This window comes from Kribbella shirazensis, from assembly GCF_011761605.1.
GTDB classification, from domain to species: domain Bacteria; phylum Actinomycetota; class Actinomycetes; order Propionibacteriales; family Kribbellaceae; genus Kribbella; species Kribbella shirazensis.
In genome coordinates this window covers 1,577,758-1,593,344 of record NZ_JAASRO010000001.1, presented here as the reverse complement: position 1 = coordinate 1,593,344, position 15,587 = coordinate 1,577,758, and the positions used below count along the sequence as shown (strand labels likewise).

General features: G+C 69.6%; 13 protein-coding genes. 6 read left to right on the top strand and 7 right to left on the bottom strand.

Going from position 1 to position 15,587, the window contains the following annotated elements; genetic code table 11:
• Entirely contained in the window at positions 1–2,259 is a 2,259-nt protein-coding gene (locus BJY22_RS07810; protein WP_167204822.1) for a N,N-dimethylformamidase beta subunit family domain-containing protein, read from the bottom strand.
• A gap of 103 nt (positions 2,260–2,362) precedes the next feature.
• Positions 2,363–3,148: an SDR family NAD(P)-dependent oxidoreductase gene (locus BJY22_RS07805; RefSeq protein WP_167204820.1), complete on the bottom strand. Its 786-nt coding sequence runs from the start codon at positions 3,146–3,148 to the stop codon at positions 2,363–2,365.
• A gap of 52 nt (positions 3,149–3,200) precedes the next feature.
• On the opposite strand from BJY22_RS07805, the gene BJY22_RS07800 reads away from it, so the two are divergent.
• The 4 genes from BJY22_RS07800 to BJY22_RS07780 all read left to right on the top strand — a co-directional run bounded on the left by BJY22_RS07800 (position 3,201) and on the right by BJY22_RS07780 (position 7,635).
• Entirely contained in the window at positions 3,201–3,845 is a 645-nt protein-coding gene (locus tag BJY22_RS07800; RefSeq protein ID WP_167204818.1) for an HAD-IA family hydrolase, read from the top strand.
• Positions 3,846–3,939: 94 nt separating this feature from the next.
• Entirely contained in the window at positions 3,940–4,638 is a 699-nt protein-coding gene (locus BJY22_RS07795) for a FadR/GntR family transcriptional regulator (RefSeq protein ID WP_167204817.1), read from the top strand.
• A 20-nt stretch (positions 4,639–4,658) separates the two neighbouring features.
• Positions 4,659–5,609, top strand: coding sequence for a GNAT family N-acetyltransferase (locus tag BJY22_RS41455; protein ID WP_238350311.1), 951 nt, complete (start codon positions 4,659–4,661; stop codon positions 5,607–5,609).
• Positions 5,610–5,682: 73 nt separating this feature from the next.
• Positions 5,683–7,635, top strand: coding sequence for a glycosyl hydrolase family 28-related protein (locus tag BJY22_RS07780; RefSeq protein ID WP_167204815.1), 1,953 nt, complete (start codon positions 5,683–5,685; stop codon positions 7,633–7,635).
• A 23-nt stretch (positions 7,636–7,658) separates the two neighbouring features.
• Here BJY22_RS07780 and BJY22_RS07775 read toward each other — a convergent pair whose 3' ends face one another.
• Positions 7,659–9,218, bottom strand: a complete 1,560-nt coding sequence (locus BJY22_RS07775; RefSeq protein ID WP_202891027.1) for a DHA2 family efflux MFS transporter permease subunit — start codon at positions 9,216–9,218, stop codon at positions 7,659–7,661.
• Between the two features lie 94 nt (positions 9,219–9,312).
• Here BJY22_RS07775 and BJY22_RS07770 point away from each other — a divergent pair, with 94 nt between their 5' ends.
• On the top strand, positions 9,313–9,744 hold the full coding sequence (locus BJY22_RS07770; RefSeq protein WP_167204813.1) for a MarR family winged helix-turn-helix transcriptional regulator: 432 nt from the start codon (positions 9,313–9,315) through the stop codon (positions 9,742–9,744).
• A gap of 3 nt (positions 9,745–9,747) precedes the next feature.
• Positions 9,748–10,896, top strand: a complete 1,149-nt coding sequence (locus tag BJY22_RS07765) for a pyridoxal phosphate-dependent aminotransferase (RefSeq protein WP_167204811.1) — start codon at positions 9,748–9,750, stop codon at positions 10,894–10,896.
• A gap of 391 nt (positions 10,897–11,287) precedes the next feature.
• Here the strand turns inward: BJY22_RS07765 and BJY22_RS07760 are convergent, their stop codons facing one another.
• From BJY22_RS07760 to clpB, 4 genes are all read right to left on the bottom strand, one after another.
• A complete protein-coding gene (locus tag BJY22_RS07760; RefSeq protein ID WP_167204809.1) occupies positions 11,288–11,638 on the bottom strand; it encodes an ArsC/Spx/MgsR family protein in 351 nt (116 codons plus the stop codon).
• Between the two features lie 16 nt (positions 11,639–11,654).
• Entirely contained in the window at positions 11,655–12,119 is a 465-nt protein-coding gene (locus BJY22_RS07755) for a hypothetical protein (protein WP_167204807.1), read from the bottom strand.
• 60 nt (positions 12,120–12,179) lie between these two features.
• Positions 12,180–12,782 (bottom strand): ATP-binding protein, encoded by a 603-nt coding sequence (locus tag BJY22_RS07750; RefSeq protein ID WP_167204805.1) that lies wholly within the window; start codon positions 12,780–12,782, stop codon positions 12,180–12,182.
• A 71-nt stretch (positions 12,783–12,853) separates the two neighbouring features.
• The gene (clpB, locus tag BJY22_RS07745; RefSeq protein ID WP_167204803.1) at positions 12,854–15,436 is read right to left on the bottom strand and encodes an ATP-dependent chaperone ClpB; all 2,583 of its coding nucleotides are present in this window, start codon (positions 15,434–15,436) and stop codon (positions 12,854–12,856) included.
• Positions 15,437–15,587: the final 151 nt, after the last annotated feature.

The window sequence follows — 15,587 nt, the reverse complement described above, 5'->3', positions numbered from 1 at the left end:
TCACCCGTCGTCCGTCGCCAACCGGTGATTCGGGACGGCGACCTGTAGCTCGGGTGCCGAGGTGTCGCTCCGAACTGCGATCGTCCCGCGCCCGACCCAGTTGGTGACGTTGGCGACCATGGTGGTCACCACCCGCCGCGATGCGACCGATTGCGCGGGCATCCCCAGGTTCGAGGGGCACCGGCGGACCAGGAAGCACCCGTAGGCGAACGTTGAGCCGTTGAACACCCGCGCACCTGACGGCGCGATGTAGGCGGTGGCGTGCATCGGCGTCGCTCGCCCGGTCGAACGGCACTTCGCCGTACCGGCCGCGACGATGCCCAGCCCAGGATGCTTGTACAGCCCCGGCCAGACGTGGTCGACCTCGCCGGCGAGGAAACCCGGTACGACGGTGCCGGCCGGGATGCCCCGGAACAGCCACCCGCTCCCGGTCCTGAGGTTGCCGGCGTACACCCCACAGCTGTACTCCGCACCGAGCAACGGCTGCGACGCATAGGCATCACCCAGGTACCGCCAGAGCGTCGAAGTGCCTCCGGCGGTGTACCGGTCGACGTCCCAGCTCCGTCGGGTGCTGTCGGTGAACGTGATCCGCCGGTAGGTCGCGTTGGCGCCGAAGCTGGCGACGTTGACGCCACGCTTGATCGCCTGACTGATCGACGCCCGCATCCGCAACGAGTAGTACTCGTCGTGCCCCGGCAGGAAGATCGTCCCGGCGCGGGCCGCCAGTTGACCACCGAACACGTCAAGGTCGTTGTCGGTCCAGTACGTGACGTCCAGGCCCATCGACTCCGCCCACACCACGAGCCCTTGCTCCAACGGCAGGAACTGCCCGGAGCCTTGTCCTTCGGCGTACGGACGGTCGAACGTGAGGCGCCCCGATCCGGTCGTCGCACTGCTGTAGAAGCTCCGGCCGCCGTACCAGTTGTAGGCCTGCCAGGTCGTCGTCGCCTGCTGGATCAGGAGGCTGTGCTTGCGGCCGGTGTCGTCGCGAACCGTCAGCGGCGCGTACGTCGCGTACCGGCCGTCGCTCACCTTGATCAGATACGTCCCCGGCGCCCAGTTGCGGTCCACCGGGATCGTCAACGTCTTCGACCAGTGGGCCGCCGACGCCATCCGTAGCGGGTGACCGTTGGCCGTACCACCGATCGTCGGAGGTGGCTGCACGACAGTCGGTACGCCGTCGCGTCGCCAGACCTCACGCCCGCCGAGCCCTTGGTAGTACCCCACTCGATAGGCGACGACGCTCACGGGCCTGCCGGAGGTGACCTTCAGATCGACCGTGGTGCCGCACGTCGCCGAGACCTTCGTCAGGTACGCCGCCAGCGGACCGTTCATCGTGGCCGGTATGACCCATGCGCCGGTCCCCGGTTTCGCGTTCTCGGCGGCCGTCGTCGGCCAGGCGGTCGGGCATCCCGCCGGCCGGGCGGGGAACGACCCGGCGAGAATCGTCGGCATCGGGGCGGGTGGTGCGATCAGCGCCAGCGATCCCGTCCCGGCCATCAGTTGCACGCCGCTCGTCGCGGTCGCCGTCATCCCCAGCCGCATGATGCCGCCGTACTTGGACAGCACGGCCCCGTAGATCGGGATCGCCAGCCGGACGCCGCCGCGGACACTGATCCGCGACCGCGGCCGCCAGGTCGCGTATCCGCTCGACACCGTCAGCGTCCCGTTGACGCTCGTCAACGTCCCCCGGACGCCGGTCGGCAGCTTCATCCGAACCGCCGCGAGGACTCCCGGGCGGCCGACCGTCCCGGCGTACGACAGCGTCGTCCGCTGTCCCGGAACCGGATTGGTCGCGATGATCCGGACGTCGGCCGGGCGGATCAACGTTCCGGTACCGGCGGACAGCGCCGCACCGGTGGTCCCGACGGCCCGGAAGCTCAAGGTCCACGGACCTCCGCCCGGAAGCCGGACGCCGTAGAACGGAACCGAGAACTTGGCGCCGACGGCGACGGTCAGCGTCCGGCTCGGCCGCCACTGCAGCACGCCCGGCGACACCGTCCGCACCGCGCCGTTGACCGACGTGATCCGGCCACCGGACCCCGGCGGGATCGAGACCAGGATGTAGCGCAGCGTTCCGGCCCGAGTCACCGTCGCCCGGTAGCTCAAGGTCGTCGTACCGTTCGACGCCGTCGTCCCCGAGATCGCCACGTTCGCCACGACCGCCGCCGCCGGCCCGGCAGCAACGGTCAACGCCGACCCCACCAGCAGCAGCGCCGTCCCCACCGCGACAGACCGACGTAAACCCCAGCTGTTCATGGTGCCTCCCCGCACTCGCCGCCCGCCCCCAGGCGGCCCCTCCGAGTGCCACTGACAGCAAGATCGCACACAGGCGGGTGACCCGCCTAGACCGAAACCCCGATCAGGTACGGCGGCGGCCGTCCAGTCCCACGGTCGACACGCGAGCGATCAGCGCCCGCGGGGTGAACCGCGCGGCGAGGACGATCAGCTTGTAGCGGCGGCTCGGCACAGAGATCGCCTTGCCGCGCATCAGGTCCTTCCAGGCCGCGGCGACCAGCTCGTCCGCGTCCAGCCACATGAACGACGGGATGATCGTCTTGTCCATCCCCATCCGCTCGTGGAACTCGGTGTGGACGAACCCCGGGCACAACGCCATCACCGCGACACCCTTGGCATGCAGCTGGACCGCCAGGCCGGCGGAGAACGTCGTCACCCAGGCCTTGTGCGCGCTGTAGATGTTCCGCTGCAGGAAACCGGCGACCGACGACACGTTGATCACCGCACCCGAGCCGCGCTCGATCATCGGCAGGACGGCGGCATGCGTGAGCCGCAGTACGACGCGAACCAGCAGGTCGAACTGCTTCTCCTCGACCTCGACCGGATTCGCCCAGAACGGCTTCTTCTGGCCGAAGCCGGCGTTGTTCACCAGTACTTCGATCGGCCCGGTACGGAACCGTTCTTCCACGCGGGCCAGATCGTCCTTGTCGGTCAGGTCCGCGGCCAGCACCTCGCACTCGACGCCGTGCAGCCGCGTGATCTCGGTGGCGATCTCCTTGAGCCTCGCCTCGTCCCGCGACACCAGCACCAGGTCGTAGCCCTCGAGCGCCAGCTTGTCGGCGAACGCCCGGCCGATCCCGGTCGCCGGCCCGGTAACAAGCGCAGTCGGCCTGATGGGCCCAGTGGACATGGTGCAGTCCTCCCGTCGGTGACGCCCCCAGTGTGTCACCTACGCTGGTCGGGTGCTGGCGGACATGGAGACCTGGGTTCTGGACCTGGACAACACGCTCTACCCGGCCGGTTCCGCCCTCGCCGAGCAGCTCACCCACGGCATCCTGTCGACGATCGCGCAGTACTACGGGACCGACGTCGCCGGCGCCCGGCGCATTCAGGCCGAGCTGGTCGCCGAGTACGGTACGTCGCTGCGCGGCGCGATGGTGACCGGGACCATCGACCCGCACGACTTCCTCGACTTCGAACGCCGGATCGACTACTCGGTGATCGGCCCGGATCCGGCGCTGGCGGCCGCTCTCACCACGCTGCCGGGGCGGAAGTACGTGTACACGAACGGGTCGGCGTACCACGCCGAACAGGCACTCGGCCGGCTCGGGCTGACCGGCTGCGTGGACGGCGTCTTCGACATCCTCGCCGGTGATCTGGTCCCGAAACCGTACGCCGAGAGCCTCGACGCGTTCCTGACCCGGTTCGGGATCGAGCCGGCGCGGGCGGTGATGTTCGACGATCTCGAGGTCAATCTCGCGTTGCCGCACGAGCGCGGCATGACCACGGTGTGGATCACCGAGGGGTCGCCGTACGAGCAGCTCGCGGAGCGCCGGTGGCGCGCCGCGGACCTGCCCGGCTTCTTACGCAGGCTGACAAACGTCTGATGAATCGTCCTGATCTCCGCCGCTCCTCCGGTGGGAGTTGGTGGAGGTGACCGAAAGTGGTCTGAGGACTTACGCTTCGGGAGGAGGTGAGGAGATGGCAGCTACGGACAAGGCGCTGGCCGGGTTGCGGCAGATGATCGCGTCCGGTGAGCTCGGGCCGGGGGCGAAGTTCCCGCCGGAGCCCGAGTTGTGCGACCACCTGGGCGTGTCCCGGAGCTCGCTGCGGGAGGCGGTCCGGTCGCTCGGCGCGCTCGGCGTGATCGAGTCGCGGCACGGCTCGGGCACGTACGTCTCGGCGCTCGAGCCGGCCGCGATCATCAGCCGGTTCTCGCTGTCGGTCGAGCTGATCCCGCTCGAAGGCGTCCTCGAGTTGCTCGAGGTACGCCGGGTGCTCGAGTCCCATGCCACCGCCGCCGCGGCCGCGCGCCAGGACCCCGAGCTCGCGGCCCGCCTGGGCGCGGTCCTCGACCGGCTCGAGTCGACCACCGACGCGACCGAGATCCAGCAGCTCGACGCCGAGTTCCACGGCCTGATCTGCACCGCCGGCGGCAACTCGACCGTCACCGCGCTGACCGACGTGATCCGCGGCCGCGGCGGGCACTACCGGATCTTCGAGCCCGGCGCGGACTTCGACGCGATCAAGCAGACCAGCGACCGCGGCCACCGCGCGATCCTCGCCGCGATCACCGCCCGTGACCCGGCCGCCGCGGCCACCGCGGCCTCTGCCCACATCGCCCAGACCGAGCTATGGCTGCGCGCGCTGCGGCCCGTCCCGCAGCCGGATCTCCCGTGACGTCGCCCCTGCGACCTCCGATGACCTGGACACTGCGGCCCGCGACCCACGGCGACCTCGAAGACCTCGTCGAACTCCGCGCGGTCGTCATGCGCCCTGACCTGGAACGCCTCGGCCGGTACGACGAACACCGGGTCCGCCAACGCTTCCGCGACTCGTTCACCGCGGAACACACGCGGATCATCGAAGTCGACGGAGCCCCAGCAGGCTCCATCACGCTACGCCCGTCCGACACACCACCCACCAACGGGCAGACGGACGGAGAGCCCGGCAGGGAGACGACGGACGGGAAGCCCAGCGGGGAGACGGCAGGCGAGGCTGCGCCGGACGAGGCAGCACCGGCCGACGCGGCACCGGGCGACGCACCACCCGCCGACGCGGCGCCGGGCGAGGCAACACCGGGTGCGGTGGCGCCGGGTGCGGCAGCACCGGGTGCGGCAGCACCGGGTGCGGCAGCACCGGGTGCGGCAGCACCGGGCAAGGCAACACCGGGTGCGGTGACGCCGAGTGCGGCAGCACCAGCCGACGCGGCACCGGGCCAGGCAGCACCGGCCGACGCGGCACCGGCTCCGGTGGCGCTGGGCGAGGCGACACCGGCTGACGCGGCACCGGCTGACGCGGCACCGGCCGAGGCGGCACCGGCCGAGGCGGCACCGGGTGCCGTGGTGGGTGCGGTGGCCGCGGATGCGGTGGCGGCGGATGCGGTGGCGGCGGGTGCGGTGGTGGCGGGTGCGGTGGTCGGGGGTGGGCAGTGGTTGCTTGAGCACTTCTATCTGGATCCGCGCTACCAGGGACGCGGGCTCGGCACCGCAGTTCTGGGAGCCTTGCTCGACGGCGTCGATGCGGAGCGTGCGACCGTCCGGCTGAACGTCCTGCAAGGTAGCGCCGCCCGCAAGCTGTACGAACGGCACGGCTTCGTCGTGGAACGCGAAGACCCGGTGGACGTGTTCATGATCCGGAAATTTCTCTGACCTGTCGAGATCTTGCGCACCGATCGTCGGGTGCATAACCTCCAGACACATTCGTCCGGGAGGGGATCCGCCGATGTCCCGTTCGCACGTGATCGCGCTCGCCTGCATGACCGCGCTCCTCGGTGCCTTGCTCACGTCCCAACCAGCCGCCGCGCAGCCCGTGCCGCGGATCACCCGCGCCGGCCTCGATCCGGTCCTCGTCGCGGGCCGCGGCGCCGACGTACCGTTCGTCGAGCAGGAGGCGGAGAACGCCGTCTTCACCGGCGAGCGGATCGGCCCGGGGCGGGAGGCGTACACGCTCCCGGCCGAGGCCTCCGGGCGTACCGCCGTACGGCTGCAACCCAAGCAGCACGTCGAGTTCACGCTGACCGAGGCGGCCAACGCCTTCACGTTGCGGTACAGCGTCCCGGACGCGCCGGGCGGCGGCGGGATCACCGCGCCGCTGGACGTGAGCGTCAACGGGAAGCGCAAGCAGACCATGACGCTGACGTCGGAGTACGCCTGGCTGTACGGGATGTACCCGTTCTCCAACGACCCGGACGTCGACCCGACGCCGGGCTGGTGGAAGCCCGAGCCGGATCCGGTCGCGAAACCGTTCCGCCCGAACCACTTCTACGACGAGCAGCGCGTGATGCTCGACCGTACGTACCAGGCCGGCTCGCGCATCCGGTTCGCAGTACCTCGGGCGACTGCAGCCGCGTGGACCGTGCTCGACGTCGCGGACTTCGAACTCGTGAAGGCGCCTCTGAAGCAACCGTCGCGATCCCTCGATGTCCGGCTCTTCGGCGCCGACCCGACCGGCCGGCGGGACGCCGCGCCCGCGATCGAGCGCACGATCGCGGCGGCGAAGAAGCTCGGCTGGTCGGTGTTCATCCCGGCCGGGACGTTCCAGGTGAACCGGCACATCGTCGTCGACCAGGTGACGATCCGCGGCGCCGGCAACTGGTGGACGATCATCAAGGGGAAGGTCCTCCCGCTCACCGAGCCCGCGCCGGACAAGTCCGTGCACAGCGCGCCCGGTTTCTACGGCAAGTACGCCGCCGACGGCGGGAGCACCGGCGTACACCTGTCCGACTTCGCGATCGAGAGCGACGTCCGCGAACGCATCGACACCGACCAGGTGAACGGTATCGGCGGCGCGATCGGCGGCGGTTCCACGATCGAGAACCTGCACCTGCACCACACCAAGGTCGGCATCTGGCTCGACGGGCCGATGGACGGCCTGCTGATCCGCGGCAACGTCATCACCGATGCCATTGCCGACGGCATCAATCTGCACCTCGGCGTCTCGAACGTCCGGGCCACCAACAACTTCGTCCGCAACAGCGGCGACGACGGCCTGGCGATGTGGTCGGAGTCCAACCCCGACGGGCTGGTCAACCACGACAACGTCTACGACCACAACACCGTGCAGACACCGGTCCTCGCGAACAACATCGCGATCTACGGCGGCCGCGACAACGCGGTCACCGACAACCTGGTGGCCGATCCGATCCGTGAGGGCAGCACGCTGCACGCCGGATCGCGGTTCAACGCGACGCCGTTCGAGGGCACGTTGACGTTCGCCCGCAACACCACGGTCCGCGGCGGACCACGCGACCTCAACTGGAACCTCGGCCTCGGCGCGATCTGGCTGTACGCGTTGCAGTCCACGATGTCCGGGACGATCGAGATCACCGACAGTTCGTTCCTGGACTCGACGTACAACGCGATGCTGTTCGTCGTCGACTGGCCGGTGAAGGACAACTACGCGATCACCGACGTCGCCGTGCGCAACATCAAAGTCGACGGCACCGGGACCAACGTGGTGAACGCGCGGGTCGGCGGCTGGGCGACGTTCGAGAACGTCGACGCGCGGAACGTCGGTGCGCCGTTCGTCAACAACTGCGGCACGTTCCAGTTCGACGGGTCGCCCGAGTTCGACGTCCGGTTGCTCGGCGGGAACGACGGCGGCTGGACCGGCGCCAGTTGGTGCGAGGACCGTCCGCCCGTCGTGCCGCCGCCACCGCCGTCACCCTGGAGCTGATGGCGATCCCCAGGCCATCACAATCAGCCGATGTCGACGCGTTCCCGCTCAGCCGGGCCCGCCCCGGGCGATTGTGATGGCCTGGCGGTCCGGAACGCGAGCGCGAGCACGATCGCGCCCATCAGGACGAACGCCGCGGCGACCCCAGCCGCGACGTGCATCGCGTGCACGAAGGTGTCGTTCGCGGTCTGCACCAGATCCGGGCGACGCAGAACGCCGGCCGCGTGCCGGGTCGCCTCGGCCGACGTACCGATGGCGTCGGCGTCCGGCAGGCCGGCCAGGGACGGCGCGATCCGGTGCTGGTACGTCGACGACACGACGGTTCCGAGGACGGCGACACCGAGGACGCTGCCGACCTGGCGCAGGGCGTTGCTGACCGCGGAACCGGCGCCGATCCGGTCCATCGGGAGCGTGGCCATGACCGCCGCGGTGGTCGGCGCGACGGTCATGCCGATCGCGAGACCGGCCAGCCCGCCGATGATCCCGATGACGATCAGCGACGTGTCGACGTCGTACGCGAGGTTGAGGGCGAAGCACACCGCGAGGGTGAGGATCGCCGTACCGGACACCTTGGCGACACCGAGGCGCGCCGCCAGCCGGGCGCCGAGTGGGGCGCCGACCACCACGCCGAGCGCGCCGGGCAGCGACATCAGGCCGGCATCGAGCGCACTCATGCCGCGGGCGCCCTGGAGGTAGAACGCGAGGTAGAAGCTCTGCCCGGTGATGGTAAGGAAGACGGCCGCCAGCGAGAAGTTCCCGGCCGCGAAGCGGCGGTTGCGGAACAGCCGCGGATCGAAGCTCGGCTCCTGCTCGCGCCATTCGGAGTACAGGAACCCGGCCAGCAGGACGAGCCCGGCGGCGATGCTCGCCCACACCTGCCAGCGGCCCCAGCCGCCCTGGTGACCACCTTCGATCAGCCCGTACGACAGGCCGAGCAGGCCGAACGTCGACAGACCGAGGCCGACCGGGTCGAGCCGGCGACGCTGCGGACTGCGCGGATTCGGGAGTACGACGACGGCGCCGATCAGTCCGAACGCGACGATCGGGAGGTTGATCGTGAACACCGATCCCCACCAGAAGTGGTCGATCAGCAGGCCGCCGAGCACCGGGCCGATCGCGACGCCGACACCGGCGGACGAGGACCAGATCGCGATCGCGCCGGCCCGGCGTTCCGGCGGGAACGTCCAGCCGATGATCGCCATCGACGTCGGCATGATCAGTGCGCCGCCGAGGCCCATGGTCGCGCGAGCCAGGATCAGCCCGGCCGGATCGGTGGCCCAGGCGGCCCAGGCGGACGCGGCGCCGAAGACCAGCAGGCCGACCATCAGGACGGTGCGATGTCCGTAGCGGTCGCCGAGCGCGCCGGCCAGGAAGAGTGCGGTGGCGAACAGCAGCGAGTAGACGCCGACCGCCCACTGCAACTGGCCGGGCGAGGCGCCGAGTCCGTCGACGGGGCTGGCGAGGCGTTCGAGAGCGATACCGAGGACGGTCGAGTCGATCCAGATCAGCACGGCCGAGACGACCAGGACCGCAAGGATGCGACGTTGACGGAGTGGACCTGGCGCGGGGTCGATCGTGGCCACGAAGTCTCCTATGATTGACAGGACCCTGACGAGGTTCCTCATCGTCCTCGATTGACAGGAACCTGTCAATCTCCTTTTCGGCAGAATGTGGCGCATGGACCCCAATGACGAGACCGGCTGTGTGACGTTCCTCGTGCGGCACGCGTGGCTGAGCATGCGGTCGGCGCTCGCGGTCGCGCTCGACGAGCACGGGCTGTCGGTCCAGCAGTACGGCACACTGCTGTGCGTCCGGGAGGAGCCCGGCCTCACGGTCGCCGAGGTCGGCCGGATGGTCGGGACCACGCGGCAGTCCGCGAACGAACTGATCACCGGAATGGAGCGCGCGGGTCTGGTCGAGCGGCGGCCGAACCCGAAGGACCGCCGTACCCAGCAGGTCCACCTCACCCCGGGCGGCGAGCGCCGGCTGGCCGAGGCGGGGCCTGCGATTCGCAAGGTGGAGGACGACCTCGAGGCGGCGTTCAGCAAGACCGACCGCGCCACCGCGCGCGCCTGGCTTGCACACATGGTCACGGCCGTCGAGGGTTAGCAGATGCGCGCACACGCCGAGCGGCTGGACGGTTTGGGGACGACGATCTTCGCGGAGATGTCCGCGAAGGCGCTGGCGACGGGGTCGGTGAACCTCGGCCAGGGCTTCCCGGACCGTGACGGACCGGACTCGCTGCTCGAGGACGCGATCGCCGCGATCCGCGCCGGGGTGAACCAGTACGCACCCGCCCGCGGCGTACCCGCGCTCCGGCAGGCGGTCGTGGAACACCAGCAGCGGTTCTACGGCCTCACGTACGACGCGGACACGCAGGTCCTGATCACCACCGGCGCCACCGAGGCGGTCGCGGCCGCACTGCTCGCGTTCGTCGAGCCCGGCGACGAGGTGATCGCGCTCGAGCCGTACTACGACTCGTACGCCGCCGGGATCGCCTTCGCAGGGGGCCGCCGCGTGCCGGTCACGCTGCGCGCGCCGTCGTACCGGCTGGACCTCGACGAACTGCGGGCTGCGGTCACGCCGCGGACGAAGGTGCTGCTGATCAACTCACCTCACAACCCGACCGGCACCGTCCTCACCGACGAGGAGTTGCGCGGGATCTGCGCGGTCGCGCTCGAGCACGACCTGGTCGTCATCACGGACGAGGTCTACGAACATCTGGTGTACGACGGGCAGCACCGGCCGATCGCGTCGTACGACGGAATGGCGGACCGGACCGTCTCGATCAGCAGTGCGGGGAAGACGTTCGCGGTGACCGGGTGGAAGATCGGGTGGGTCACCGGATCACCGTCGGTGGTGACGGCCGTGACCACGGCCAAGCAGTTCCTCACCTTCACCTCCGGCGCTCCCTTCCAGCCCGCCGTCGCGAATGCACTTGCCCTGGGCAACGACTACTACGACGCCCTGCGCGCCGACCTCCAGTCCCGCCGCGACCTCCTGTCCGACGGCCTGGCCGACCTCGGCTTCGAGGTCCACCGCCCCGCCGCCACCTACTTCGTCACCACCGACATCCGCCCCCTCGGCCACACCGACGGCATCGAGTTCTGCCGCATGCTCCCCGAACGAGCAGGCGTCGTCGCCATCCCCCACCAGGTCTTCTACGACAACACCCACTACGGCAAACCCCTGGTCCGCTGGGCCTTCTGCAAACAACCCACCGTCCTCCAAGAAGCCCTCACCCGCCTCCAGAAACTCTGAGCTGTGGACGCGTGAGACAGCTACCGATCGCCCGGGAGCGCCGAGCGTTACGATCGCCGCGATGTCCATGCGCCCGATCGCCTCGGCGATCATGTCCCGCCGCTTCACCGACTCGGCTACCCAGTGCAGCCGCACTCCTGGCTTGATAGTCAGCTCTGTCAGACAGTGGCGCAGCTCCTCGCTGTCTGTCGTCGAGGACGACGGCTGCCATCGTATAGGTGCCTGAGCCGCCGATCGGGCCCACGACGACGGACTCGTCGATCCATGCAGACAGGCTGAATGCGGGCATGATGAGGCTTGGCATCCAGGGATTGTCCAGGAATCCGGACCCGGCGGACCGGCTTTGTCCACAGGTGTCGTGGGGCAGAGCGGGGCAACCCGGGGCAGATTGTCAGGGGAGGAACTTGGCGAGGGTTTCGGGGTCTCGGGCTACTGCGGTGGTGTGGTCGTCGGCGGTGATGATGGGGCGTTGGATGAGGATGGGGGCGGCGACCATCGCCGCGATCCAGTCGCGGCGGTGGTCCGGGTCGCGGGGCAGGGTTTTGAGGGGTTTGGCGGCGGGTTCGTTGTGGCGGACGATGTCCCACGGCTCGAGGTTGAGGCGGGTGAGGACGGCGGTGAGTTCTTCGGCGGTGGGTGGGTCGTCGAGGTAGCGCCGTACCGTGTAGTCGACGCCGGCCTCGTCGAGGGCCTTGGTGGCGGCCCGGCATTTCGAGCAGGCGGGATTGATCCAGATCTCCACGGAGTCTCCCAGGGCGTCAGCGGTGCTGGAACCACAGTCTGGTGGGGCGCTGGAGCATGAGGGTCAGCAGGGTCACGTGGACGGCGAGACCGAGCAGGCTGGCCGGGAGCGTCAACACGCCGCCGGCGATACCCATCGCGGCGACAGCGATCAGTACGTAGCGCGCCCACAGGTGGCGTTTGCGGAGGAAGATCGCCGGTACCACGTACACCGCCGCGCAGACGAGCGCCGCCGTGACGGCGACCGAGGTGTTGTCGCGGGAACCCGTCAGCACCTCGGAGATCTGACCGCCCGCCGACGTCAGCGCGAGACCGGCGAGCAGCAGGCACATCGCCCCGAGCCCGGCCGAGATGACCGCGGCGACCGTCACTTGCTTGGGTGCCGCCGTCTGGTCACGGTACGACTCCGGAACGGCGCCGAACATCCCACCGTACGGTCCCGGTCCACCGTCGACCGGTCCGTCACCGCGCTGCCCAGTCATAACTTCCTTCCACCGACCCCCGACCCTCTGATCCTCCCAGATCGCCCAAACCACAGAGGGCTACTGCTCTCGGACAGTGATCTCGATGTGCGGGTAGTCCAGATAGGGCGCGAGGCCGGGGAGGCTGTCGCGGCGGGCGGGACGGAAGTGCACCGTCGTACCGGTGGTGCCGTCGGGGTCGACCGGCCGGAGGTCACTGACCGGGATGCCGTGTTCGTACCGTTGGGTCCACGAGCCGTTGGCCCGGCGATTCGTGTGGACGAGCCATTCACTGAGCGCCGCGACGACCGACATGCCGCAACGGGGATGCCCGTCCGGCAGGGTCGGTGCGTCGGGGTTGCCGAAGAAGCGCAGATCCTGGGTCGCCATGATCGGCTTCCTCACCACGGCACCATGCTCGTCGAGCCGCGTGTCGGTCCCGCGCCCGTTGTCCGAGATCGCGATCGAGCCGTCGCCGTACGTCGTGATCGAGCACTGCCCGCGCTGCCCGGCCGACTCGGCCTCGTCGTCGGGGTAGGCGAGGACCTCCAGCACGAGATGCAGGAGGCCTCCCGGCGCGTACCGATCGGGGTCCGCGCGGATCGCGTCCAGGTGGGTTTGATCGACCGATCCGGCCCAGTCGTGGGTGGTGTTGATCCAGTCGGCGCGGGATGGTTGCGTCACTCCCCCATTCTCCCCGCCGCGTGGAAACCAGCAGTCGGGGCCCGGTTGTCACAACCGGGCCCCGGCGCCGTTCAGGCTCCGGAGACCTCGAGGGCGTCCTTCGCCTCGTTCAGTGTGACCTTCACGGTTTCGCCGTCGCGGACGGAGCCGTCGAGCAGACCGCGGGCGAGCTCGTCGCCGATCGCGGACTGGACCAGGCGGCGCAGCGGGCGGGCGCCGTACACCGGGTCGTACCCGGTCATCGCCAGCCACTCCAGCGCGCTGTCGTCGACGTCCAGCGTGATCCGCCGGTCGGTCAGCCGGCGCTGCAGGCTGTTGATCTGCAGCCCGACGATCTGCGTCAGCTCCTCGCTGCCGAGCGCGTCGAACAGCACGATCTCGTCCAGCCGGTTGATGAACTCCGGCTTGAACGACTGCCGCACCACCGCCATCACCTGGTCCCGCTTGACCTTGTCGTCGAGCGACATGTCGGCCAGGTACGCCGACCCGAGGTTGCTGGTCAGGATCAGGATCACGTTGCGGAAGTCGACCGTACGACCCTGGCCGTCGGTCAGCCGCCCGTCATCGAGCACCTGCAGCAGGATGTCGAAGACCTCGGGATGCGCCTTCTCCACCTCGTCCAGCAGGATCACGGAGTACGGACGACGACGGACTGCCTCGGTGAGCTGACCGCCTTCCTCGTACCCGACGTACCCGGGCGGGGCGCCGACCAGCCGCGCGACGCTGTGCTTCTCGCTGTACTCCGACATGTCGATGCGGACCATCGCCCGCTCGTCGTCGAACAGGAAGTCCGCGAGCGCCTTCGCCAGCTCGGTCTTGCCCACACCGGTCGGACCGAGGAACAGGAACGAACCGGTCGGCCGGTCCGGGTCGGAGATGCCCGCGCGGGCCCGCCGTACGGCGTCGCTCACGGCCTTGACCGCCTCGCGCTGGCCGATCAGCCGGCGCGCCAGCTCGTCCTCCATCCGGAGCAGCTTGCCGGTCTCGCCCTCGAGCAGCCGGCCGGTCGGGATACCGGTCCACATCGCGATCACCTCGGCGATCTCGGTCGGCCCGACCTCCTCGTTGACCATCGCTTCGGGGCCCTCGGCAACCTCTTCCTGGGCGTCGGCCTCCTCGAGCTCCTTGGTGAGCTGCGGGATCTCGCCGTACAGCAGCCGGGACGCGGTCTCCAGGTCGCCGTCGCGCTGGGCGCGCTCGGCCTGGCCGCGCAGCTCGTCGATGCGCTCCTTGATCTCACCGACCCGGTTCAGGCCGGTCTTCTCCCGCTCCCACCGGGCCTCCAGCGCGCGCAGCTCCTCCTCGCGGTCGGCGAGGTCGGCGCGCAGCCGCTCGAGCCGCTCCTGGCTGGACGGGTCGTCCTCGCGGGACAGCGCGAGCTCCTCCATCTTCAGCCGGTCGACGGTACGGCGCAGCGAGTCGATCTCGACCGGGGACGAGTCGATCTCCATCCGCAGCCGGGACGCGGCCTCGTCGACCAGGTCGATCGCCTTGTCGGGCAGCTGGCGACCGGTGATGTACCGGTTGGACAGCGTCGCCGCGGCGACCAGTGCGGAGTCGGAGATCGCGACCTTGTGGTGCGCCTCGTAGCGCTCCTTCAGGCCGCGCAGAATCGCGATCGAGTCCTCGACGCTGGGCTCACCGACGAAGACCTGCTGGAACCGGCGCTCGAGTGCCGGGTCCTTCTCGATCCGCGTGCGGTACTCGTCCAGGGTCGTGGCGCCGATCATCCGCAGCTCACCACGGGCCAGCATCGGCTTCAGCATGTTGCCGGCGTCCATCGCACCCTCACCGGACGCGCCGGCGCCGACGACGGTGTGCAGCTCGTCGATGAACGTGATGATCTGACCGTCGGACTCCTTGATCTCGGTCAGCACCGCCTTCAGCCGCTCCTCGAACTCACCGCGGTACTTCGCACCGGCGACCATCGCGCCGAGATCCAGACTGATCAGCCGGCGGCCGCGCAGCGACTCGGGTACGTCGCCGGCGATGATCCGCTGGGCCAGTCCCTCGACGACGGCGGTCTTGCCGACGCCGGGCTCACCGATCAGCACCGGGTTGTTCTTGGTACGGCGGGACAGCACCTGGACCACGCGCCGGATCTCGGTGTCCCGGCCGATCACCGGGTCGAGCTTGCCGTCCTTGGCGCGCTGGGTCAGGTCGACGCCGTACTTCTCCAGGCTCTTGGTGGTGCCCTCGGCCTCCGGCGAGGTGATCCGGCGGTTGCCGCGCATCTGGTCGAACGCCTGCAGCAACGCGTCCGGCGTCACACCGAGCGCGCTCTGCGCGGCCCCCTCGACGGTCGCGAGCGCGATCAGCAGGTGCTCGGTGGAGACATACTCGTCCCCGAGTCCGAGGGCCCGCTGCTCCGCCTGGTTCAGCACGTCACCGGTCTTCGGCGAGAGGCTCGGCGCCTGCACGCTGCCGCCGCTCGCCTTCGGGAGCCGGGTCAGCTGCTCGGCGGTCTTCCGGCGTACGGCGTCCAGGTCGCCGCCGGCCGCCTCGAGCAGGCCGATCGTCGTCCCCTCGGGCTGCGCGAGCAGCGCGGACAGCAGGTGAATCGGTTCCACGGTCGGGTTGCCCGCCGCGGACGTCTGACGGATCGCGACCGACAGGGTCTCCCGGGCCAGCGTCGTCAACCGCTGAACATCCATCTGGTTCCAGCCTTTCAAGTTCCAGCAACAACAATCACTGGGTACAACCTATCCAAAGTTGAGTCCATTCCACTCAACTCTGGGAAATCTCCGGGAGAACTCAGGGTTCACGACATGCGAGAGGGGTGGCGCCGGGCCGGCGCCACCCCTC

What these genes read in the sequence shown, in the direction of transcription:
- BJY22_RS07755 (WP_167204807.1), bottom strand. Translation starts at nt 12,119, where the DNA reads ATGACTGGGCAGCGCGGTGACGGACCGGTCGACGGTGGACCGGGACCG.
- BJY22_RS07765 (WP_167204811.1), top strand. Translation starts at nt 9,748, where the DNA reads ATGCGCGCACACGCCGAGCGGCTGGACGGTTTGGGGACGACGATCTTC.
- BJY22_RS07810 (WP_167204822.1), bottom strand. Translation starts at nt 2,259, where the DNA reads ATGAACAGCTGGGGTTTACGTCGGTCTGTCGCGGTGGGGACGGCGCTG.
- BJY22_RS41455 (WP_238350311.1), top strand. Translation starts at nt 4,659, where the DNA reads ATGACCTGGACACTGCGGCCCGCGACCCACGGCGACCTCGAAGACCTC.
- BJY22_RS07770 (WP_167204813.1), top strand. Translation starts at nt 9,313, where the DNA reads ATGGACCCCAATGACGAGACCGGCTGTGTGACGTTCCTCGTGCGGCAC.
- BJY22_RS07805 (WP_167204820.1), bottom strand. Translation starts at nt 3,148, where the DNA reads ATGTCCACTGGGCCCATCAGGCCGACTGCGCTTGTTACCGGGCCGGCG.
- BJY22_RS07780 (WP_167204815.1), top strand. Translation starts at nt 5,683, where the DNA reads ATGTCCCGTTCGCACGTGATCGCGCTCGCCTGCATGACCGCGCTCCTC.
- clpB (WP_167204803.1), bottom strand. Translation starts at nt 15,436, where the DNA reads ATGGATGTTCAGCGGTTGACGACGCTGGCCCGGGAGACCCTGTCGGTC.
- BJY22_RS07795 (WP_167204817.1), top strand. Translation starts at nt 3,940, where the DNA reads ATGGCAGCTACGGACAAGGCGCTGGCCGGGTTGCGGCAGATGATCGCG.